Origin of the sequence: Pseudoalteromonas sp. S2755, from assembly GCF_005886535.1 — a bacterium.
Lineage (GTDB): Bacteria > Pseudomonadota > Gammaproteobacteria > Enterobacterales > Alteromonadaceae > Pseudoalteromonas.
This window is the reverse complement of record NZ_PNDS01000169.1, coordinates 1-2,309: the sequence shown is the minus strand read 5'-3', so window position 1 is coordinate 2,309 and position 2,309 is coordinate 1. Positions and strand designations below refer to the sequence as shown.

Annotated in this window: 2 protein-coding genes and 1 pseudogene; all 3 read right to left on the bottom strand. The window is 39.7% G+C overall.

Features of this window, described 5'->3' with window-relative positions; all coding sequences use genetic code 11:
• Window positions 1–251 (bottom strand): FAD-dependent oxidoreductase (locus CWC03_RS21860; RefSeq protein WP_138583649.1); only part of this gene is annotated, 251 nt, incomplete at its 3' end.
• Window positions 252–673: 422 nt separating this feature from the next.
• Window positions 674–1,111 (bottom strand): FMN-binding protein MioC, encoded by a 438-nt coding sequence (gene mioC / locus CWC03_RS21855; RefSeq protein WP_138580473.1) that lies wholly within the window; start codon window positions 1,109–1,111, stop codon window positions 674–676.
• A 409-nt stretch (window positions 1,112–1,520) separates the two neighbouring features.
• A pseudogene (locus CWC03_RS21850) lies at window positions 1,521–2,123 on the bottom strand (isocitrate lyase/phosphoenolpyruvate mutase family protein); the annotation flags it as partial.
• Window positions 2,124–2,309 lie beyond the last annotated feature (186 nt).

Here is a 2,309-nt window from a genome sequence, read left to right as displayed (position 1 = left end):
AGCGTTCTAAATTGGATCCCACCTTTGTCGATTGCTTTGGCCATTGCACCACCAAGCGCATCGATCTCTTTAACCAAATGACCTTTACCAATCCCACCAATAGCTGGATTACACGACATTTGGCCTAAGGTATCCATATTGTGTGTTAACAATAAGGTATTCATACCCATACGTGCAGCTGCAAGTGCAGCTTCAGTGCCTGCGTGTCCACCACCAACAACGATGACATCAAAATGTTCATGATAAATCATTTACGGGATCCTACTTAAAACAACCGAGCAAATTTAGAAAGGATGCGTATTCTACCTAGAATTAACCAGAAGTGAAATGGTTAAACTTTGCACAACGCAAAAAAGAGATCACTTAAAATATATAAGGATCTTTTTAAAGATCTTTATTGATCTTACTACTACTGATCCTTTGATCTGTGAATAGTTTTGTATTCCTGTTTAGATCCAACTGCTTAACTAAGATCAATTGGTGTGAATTAGATCGGATCAACGGGCTTAAAACCTTTGATCAACTTGCCACTTTATTCACATGGCGAGATCTGAATTATTTTATCCAATGGATAAGTAAGCGTAGATCAGCAGTTAGATCATAGGTTATCCACAATACGATCTAAAATAGACTGAATTTGTGAATAACTTCTGTGTATTTCAATGTTGCAGCGTTAAGCGACACATTCAACAAACTTAGGTAACCAAGCAATAGCGGTATCTTCTGGTAGATCTGGGTGTAAAACATCGATCTTTTCAATGTCTAACAACTGTGTCGCACCTTTTTCTTTAAGTAGATCAGCAAGATTAATAGCTGCATGATTAAAGGTGTCATAACTTGAATCACCAATTCCCACAACCGCAAAGCGTAACTGGCTTAGATCCGAGCTCGCGTTTAACGCTGATATAAAAGGTAATAAGTTTTCTGGATAGTCACCGGCCCCATAGGTTGATGTCACCACCAGCCACAGTGCTTGTTGACAAGCTTCAAGCTCGGGTTTTTCATGCAAATTCACGGTATAACCTTGAGATTCAAGCGATTCCATAAGCTGTTCAGCAACGTATTCTGCTGATCCCATTTGGCTGCCTACAATAAGATCTAAATTTTGCATTGTTACCCTCACCTAAGTCGTATTGCGCGCCATCTTAGCGTTTAACGTGAATATGTAAAGAGGGCTTTGAGGTTATTGGATAAAAATATTTGCACAAATAGTGTGTAATTTTTAGTGTTTTTACTTATCTATATGAAATGAAAGCAGAAAATAAAATATTCCTAAGTTTAACTCGGTGATTTATTTGTGGATAATCTATGGGATAGCTGAGCCTAAAAATACTTTTTTAAGCCAAGGCGCATGTTTGAAACGGTAAGATCTCCGCTGCTTTTGAACAAATTTTGAGGTTGTGGATGAGGTGTTGTGGATAACGATCTAAAAGCTGGAAGTCGATCCAGACTTTTAGATCTATATAGTTAGATCCATATAATAAAAGAATCTAAAAAAACGGTCAGATCTTGGGATTAATTTAGTTTGACAGCCAAGTTGTGCGGACTGATTGTTCAAATAAGAAGTCTACAACATGTTCTTCGAGCAGCCTTCTGGTGGCTGATTCTTGTAGTGCAATCAGATGATCGCTGAGAGCATTACCCGATGAGATACGTTTGACTCCTAACTCTGCTAACGCCTGTTTATCACTAAATCCGGGCAACAGCATCACATTAACTGGAATTGAAAGCAGGGCTGTTAGGTGTTTTATCATGGTGGTGTTGGTTAAACCGGGAATAAAAAAGCCATCGCAACCTGCTGCTTGATAGGCGAGTGCACGCTCATGCAGCGCCGCTTCAGTCCACTGTGGTTGTAAGCAAAGATCGCAACCGCCATGACGTAAAGCTTGTTTGATTGCCTGCAATAACGCTTGGTGTGCCTTTATATCGCGTAAGCTGTTCTGGTGACTGGGCTTGTCTTCAATATTGATACCTGCAACGCCAAGGTCGGCCAATTGGATAATATGGTTGATGATCTGATTTTGATCCGCGCTGTAGCCTGCCTCAATATCAACACTTAATGGAATAGTGATCACCTTAAGAATGGCACTTACTGTTTGTAGTACACGGTCAAATGTGAGTTGTTCTCCATCTTTTTAACCTGAGGTTTGGATAAGAAATGAGCTAACTCATTATTTTTAAAATCATATTAAATTATTTCCTTGTCTAGCCAGAGAGTTTTGGGGATAGCTAGGCGAATTTACGCACCAATAGCTGGCTATTGGAAGTGAATTCAACGCAGGTAGCGCTAAAACTGGCTGCTAGAAAGG